The sequence below is a fragment of the Allocoleopsis sp. genome (genome assembly GCF_036703385.1).
Taxonomy (GTDB): domain Bacteria; phylum Cyanobacteriota; class Cyanobacteriia; order Cyanobacteriales; family Coleofasciculaceae; genus Allocoleopsis.
In genome coordinates, this window is sequence record NZ_DATNPA010000566.1 from 1 (window position 1) to 5766 (window position 5766).

Genomic DNA, 5766 nt, shown 5'->3' on the forward strand with positions numbered 1-5766 from the left:
TTCGATTATCACCCCTTAGCGATTCCAGCTCCCTACAATCATTCCAACGTTGATTCGGATGAAGTCATCTACTACGTTGAAGGGAACTTTATGTCACGCAAAGGAATTGAGCGTGGCTCGATTACCCTTCATCCCGGTGGCATCCCTCACGGCCCACATCCAGGTTTGTACGAGGGTTCCATCGGTAAGGAACGGACGGAGGAACTTGCTGTGATGATTGATACGTTTCGTCCGCTGAGGCTGACTCAGAATGCTGTTGCTTTGGAGGACAACAACTATCCCTACAGTTGGATTGTGGAGCAATTTCCCTCGTAGGGTGTGTTAGTTTTTTTGTCCTATCGGAGTTTGTGGGTATGCCAATCGTGTGTTTTTTTTAACGCAGAGTCGCGCAGAGGGGTGCGCAAAGGGTCGCAGAGTTTTGGAGGGAAGATGTCAGTTAATTTTGTATGCAAACGAAATGATATAGCTGTCGCCATAAAAGTTAGGACAGATTGAACGACTTAAATGTCCAGGTACCAGTAATAAACCTTCTGCCTACTCCTGCGGAGAACGCTGCGCGAACTGCCCTGAAGCCTTCCGCCCTTTGCTACATCATCCCAAATCCGGAGCTATAAGCCCTTTCCCTTTTATCTTGAATTTCCTCCTCTTCTCTTCTCAGTGTCCTCTGTGCCTCTGTGGTTAGTTCTCAAAAAAGGGCGTAGTCACCCCAGATCCAATATCACTTACTAAGCATTCACAAACGGTGCGTTAGGGCAAGCCGAATGCACCCTACTACAACATAACCAAGAGGAATCTAATTATGATTCGAGTTCTGGCAGCACCTCCGAATAATCTGACCATTTCTTCACGCATCGAGGAACGCTGGCGTCGCGGTGAGCTAACTCAAGAGCAAGTGGACGACTTCCAACAGTTCCTTGCCGAAGTCGATCGCGAATTTTTCCAGCACCACATCATTACTAATAACACTTATACCCACTGGTTTAGGGAAGGCACAGCGACAGACGAACAGTTGCGGCACTTCCTCAAGCAATTCTCGGTGTTTTCTAATCAGTTCCTGGTAGCAGCTCTGTTAAAAACGATTAACTCGCCCACCCTGCAACAGTCAAGGACGACGCGAGAAATTTTGTTAAATGAGCTAGGTGTCATCTACCGCAAGTCAGAACAACCAGTCAGCGCTCACGTTTCCCAGACGGAGGAGGAAAAAGATCGGGATGGCGACCCCGAACTCGTCAGCATCGAGGGTACGGTGGATGGTGGCATCTGCCGCTTTAAAGCAGCTCATTTTGAATGGTTAATTGGCGTGGCTCAAGGGTTGGGGTTAGACTACGCAGACATCGGCAAGCGCAAACATGGCAGTTCGACAACTCTACACTTTTGCGACGAGTTGATCCGCCTCTACGGCAGCGACGACCCGAACATCGCTGAGGGAGCCAGTTTTGCGGTCGAGAACTGGGCGGCGGCTGGATTTTGGCAAGAATTGGAAGATGGTTTGCTGCACATTAAGCAGACACGTTACTCACACCTGCATCTCGCCTTCTTCACCTGGCACAATCGGGTTGAGGGACAGCACGCTGGGCACACGCTGGAGGAACTCGAAGAGGTCTACTTCAAGCCGGACTTTGACTGCACTAAGTTCATCCAGGGGGGTAGAGAGATACTGGATGCGATCGCTGTTTTCTGGGATGGGCTAAACTGCGATCGTGCTCCTTGACGAGAAATTTTAGATTGAATGGCACTGACTTAAGAACTCTCCATACCTCACCAGCCAACCCTTGTGCAGGGGGTCTGGGGGAGGCACTCCGTCCCCCAGTGGGGGGTTTCCCCCCAAACCCCCCAATCTGGGTTTTTTCAAAGAACGACTACTTCTTGCTTAAATCAGTGACTTTCCGCTTAGATTAATGTTAAGAAAAGCTCACTTGCTGCTCTACATAATTCTTCAATTTCTCAAGCGTCATATCACCGCAAGAAGCGATGTAGTAGGTACCGTGCCAAAACGCATCCTTACAAAAGTTATCGATACAAGCTTTGAATTCCTTGCGAATCAAACGGCTGGAAACTGTCTTAAGATTGTTCACTAACTTGCTCAGTTGTACCTCTGGAGGGAAGTCAATGAGCAGATAAACATGACTATCATCACCATGAAAATCTTCTAGCTTGCATCCCCACTTCTGGCAGGTTGCCGTGAGAATTTCGCGAAGGCGCTCCAGCATTGCCGAATTGATGACCTTACACTGGTCTTTCGTCACAAGCACTAAATGAAACTTTAGGCTATAAGCGTTTCTGTAACCTTTGTTTAATTGCATAGCGCTAAGTTTGTGTATAATAGAGATACGATACTAATCTACTAGTACCGAATCTCTTCTTTTTTAGCAGTAGGAAACTGTCAAGCACAGCAATGCCATAACTGGGGCAAGACAGAAAGCACTCTGAAACAAACCAAATCTGCAAATCTCCCGAAGGCTATAAATTGGGTTGCTCTGGTGTCGTGGAGAATCAGGCGATTAAGGAGAGAGCCACACTATTAGGTCGTAGAAGAATCGCTCCACTTCATCTGTAAACAAGTAGCTCCAAATCGATTATCAGGGCGCTTTTAAGAACTTACCGACTATTTTACTCTCAAATGTAGCTTCAAAACGCTTTTTTAAAGCCTAGAAGCCGTCACATTCAAACACAATCATTGTGGAGTAGGCAGACTGTGACTGAGAACATTTATGTCTTAGCTATGAGATTGAAATAGTCCAAAATTGGAATTCTACAATCAATAATCTTAACTAGAGGTTCCATCCTAGTTAACTTATTGTTATACGGCTGTGGATTTTTAAGAGACATTCCTCCAGGTCAATAGCAGGTTCAATCCTAAGGTTGAGGTACTTTTAACCACTGTAATTATACAGTTATTAGTGGGAGGAAGTTAGGCAAGATTCTGGCCTTCTTGACTTAGCAGAAGCAGGGTTCCCAACGGAGTTCAAGCTAATCTGCTCTAGCTTAGCGTATATATCTATACGTTATATATCCTGTGTAGCAGTACACAACCAAGAAATGAATCGCTCTAAACTTCAACCTTGAACGTGCTTTCAGATTAGCGATCGCTCAACTTCTCATCGTTGTGTTCATCATAAGTTAGCAGGAGATAGATTATGGATAGCTCATCATTCCAATTAACATTAGAACAGCAGTTTCAAATGAGACTGATGGAAGAATCAGCTCAGCGAATGAGTCGGGAACAAATGCAGGATATCTTAATTCAGACAGCCCGACTACTGATGGTGAAAGAGAATGTCATCCGAGATTTGCTGAGAAATTGTTCCATTTAACTCAGTGACTACATTGAGAAGGAATAGTTTACCCGTCTCTTAAAAGGGGTGAATAGCGATGGCAGAGCAACTTTCGCTCGAACAAATTGTGACCTGTGGTGTGGATAAAAATACAGCGGCTGTAATAGTTCCGCAGATTAATCAGTGGCTGTCCTCTTTACCAGCCAGGGAATGCTGGCAGCAACTCACACAACACATTTTGAAGCCCGAACACCCCTTTCCACTGCACCAACTCTTGTATGAAACAACCTTCTTGGATTGGGATGTAAACCAGGGACTGCCTCCAGCTTGGTTCCCTGGAGACAATCAGCTCCAAACGACCCATATTGGAGAGTTGATCAAGCAGTTCAAGATGAGTTCCTATGTTGAACTTCATGCTTGGTCTGTGCAACATCGCGCCGAGTTCTGGGACGTGATGATTCAACGCCTGGGTATCCGCTTCCAGCAAAACTACGAGGAAATCGTTGACCTGTCCCAAGGCATCGAATCTCCTCAATGGCTAGTGGGTGCTCGCCTCAATATTGCTGAGAGCTGTTTTCAGGCACCCGCAGACGACCCCGCCATTATCTTCCAGCAGGGTGGAGGTTCGCTTGCGACTCTAACCTATGGAGAACTTCATGCCCTGACTAACCGAGTTGCCAATGGACTGGTGGATGCTGGCTTTCAACCCGGTCATGCGATCGCAATTGACATGCCCATGACGGCTGAATCAATCGCGATTTATCTAGGAATTGTTAAGGCAGGTTGCGTAGTCGTCTCGATTGCCGACAGTTTTGCAGCTGCCGAAATCACAACGCGGTTACGCCTGTCTAAAGCCAAAGCCATCTTTACTCAGGACTACATTCAGCGTGCTGGCAAGCAATTGCCCCTTTACGCCAAAGTCATTGACGCCGATGCGCCTACAGCCATTGTTCTTTCTCAGGATTCCTCCCAGTTGGTTGAACGGCGTCCTAATGACCTGACTTGGGATGAATTTCTCAGTTCAAACGAGGAATTTCAGGCCATTGCCGCTCATCCTCATGCTTACACCAATATCCTCTTCTCCTCCGGCACTACCGGAGAGCCAAAGGCGATTCCCTGGAGTCAAACCACCCCAATTAAATGCGCCGTTGATGCACATCTGCACCACGACATCCACCCTAAAGATGTGGTCGCGTGGCCTACCAATTTAGGATGGATGATGGGGCCGTGGCTGATTTACGCCAGCTTGGTGAATCGAGCAACCATTGCCCTCTACGATGGGGTACCCACAGAGCGAGGATTTGGGCAATTCGTTCAGGATGCTCACGTCACCCTGTTGGGAGTCGTACCCAGTCTGGTGAGTGCCTGGAAAACGAGTGGCTGTATGAAAGGGCTGGATTGGAGCGCGCTCAAAGCATTCAGCTCGACGGGTGAGTGCTCTAATCCACAGGATATGCTGTTTTTGATGTCCCTGGCGGGGTACAAACCCATCATCGAATACTGTGGTGGTACTGAAATTGGTGGGGGATACATCACGGGTACTCTAGTACAACCCTGCGTTCCCTCAACCTTTACGACACCTGCTTTGGGTTTGGATGTGGTCATTCTCGAAGAAAACGGTCATCCTGCCGACAAAGGCGAGATGTTGATCATCCCCCCTTCTATTGGCCTCTCCACCGAGTTGCTCAACAAAAATCACCATCAGGTGTACTTCGCTCATACTCCCCTTCTTCCTATCTCCCCCACTCCTCTACGGCGTCATGGCGACCAGATGGAGCGATTGCCCAACGGCTACTACCGCGCCCAAGGTCGGGTGGACGACACCATGAACCTCGGTGGAATTAAGGTCAGTTCATCAGAAATTGAGCAAGCACTCTATAGCGTCGAGGAAATCTGCGAAGCGGCTGCGATCGCAATTTCTCCTCCTGGAGGGGGGCCGAGTCAATTAGTCATCTATGCCGTGGTTACACCAGACTCTCATAAGGATACAGCAGCACTTAAGTCTGACTCACAGCAGGCGATCGCACAACATCTTAACCCCCTGTTCAAAATTCGCGACCTCATCCTAGTCGATGCCTTACCCCGCACCGCCTCCAATAAGGTGATGCGTCGGGTGTTGCGCGATCGGTATCCGTTGCAATCTGTCAGTCTACAACGACTTAATTAAGACGAATAGCAGTTACTTAAGGGAAATGGCACTGACTTAAGGGAAAGTTGATCGTTTCTAGGAAAAACCCAGATTGGGGGGTTTCCCCCCAAACCCCCCACTGGGGGACGGAGTACCTCCCCCAGACCCCCTGCACAAGGAGTGGTTGGTGAGGTAGGGGAGTTCTTCAGTCAGTGACATTTGACTTAAGTCATATCAGTGCCATTTCAAATTAAGACGAAAAACTTCTCCTCTTCTAATCTCACCTCGGAGTCCTCTGCGCCTGGAGTGGTTCGTTAAAGAGTTATCGCTGTCGCCATGTGAGAACAGATTTAGCCGCTGAAA

At 48.0% G+C, this 5766-nt stretch carries 4 protein-coding genes and 1 pseudogene; 4 read left to right on the plus strand and 1 reads right to left on the minus strand.

The features are described from left to right. Positions 1 to 315 (plus strand): annotated as a pseudogene (locus tag V6C93_RS27640) (homogentisate 1,2-dioxygenase); the annotation flags it as partial. Positions 316 to 799: 484 nt separating this feature from the next. Beyond that, positions 800 to 1711: a hypothetical protein gene (locus V6C93_RS27645; RefSeq protein WP_333479884.1), complete on the plus strand. Its 912-nt coding sequence runs from the start codon at positions 800 to 802 to the stop codon at positions 1709 to 1711. Between the two features lie 190 nt (positions 1712 to 1901). Here V6C93_RS27645 and tnpA read toward each other — a convergent pair whose 3' ends face one another. Continuing rightward, entirely contained in the window at positions 1902 to 2303 is a 402-nt protein-coding gene (tnpA, locus tag V6C93_RS27650) for an IS200/IS605 family transposase (protein ID WP_349262864.1), read from the minus strand. A gap of 834 nt (positions 2304 to 3137) precedes the next feature. Here tnpA and V6C93_RS27655 point away from each other — a divergent pair. Beyond that, positions 3138 to 3314, plus strand: coding sequence for an NblA/ycf18 family protein (locus tag V6C93_RS27655; RefSeq protein ID WP_333479885.1), 177 nt, complete (start codon positions 3138 to 3140; stop codon positions 3312 to 3314). A 58-nt stretch (positions 3315 to 3372) separates the two neighbouring features. Beyond that, positions 3373 to 5442, plus strand: coding sequence for an AMP-binding protein (locus tag V6C93_RS27660; protein ID WP_333479886.1), 2070 nt, complete (start codon positions 3373 to 3375; stop codon positions 5440 to 5442). Positions 5443 to 5766: the final 324 nt, after the last annotated feature.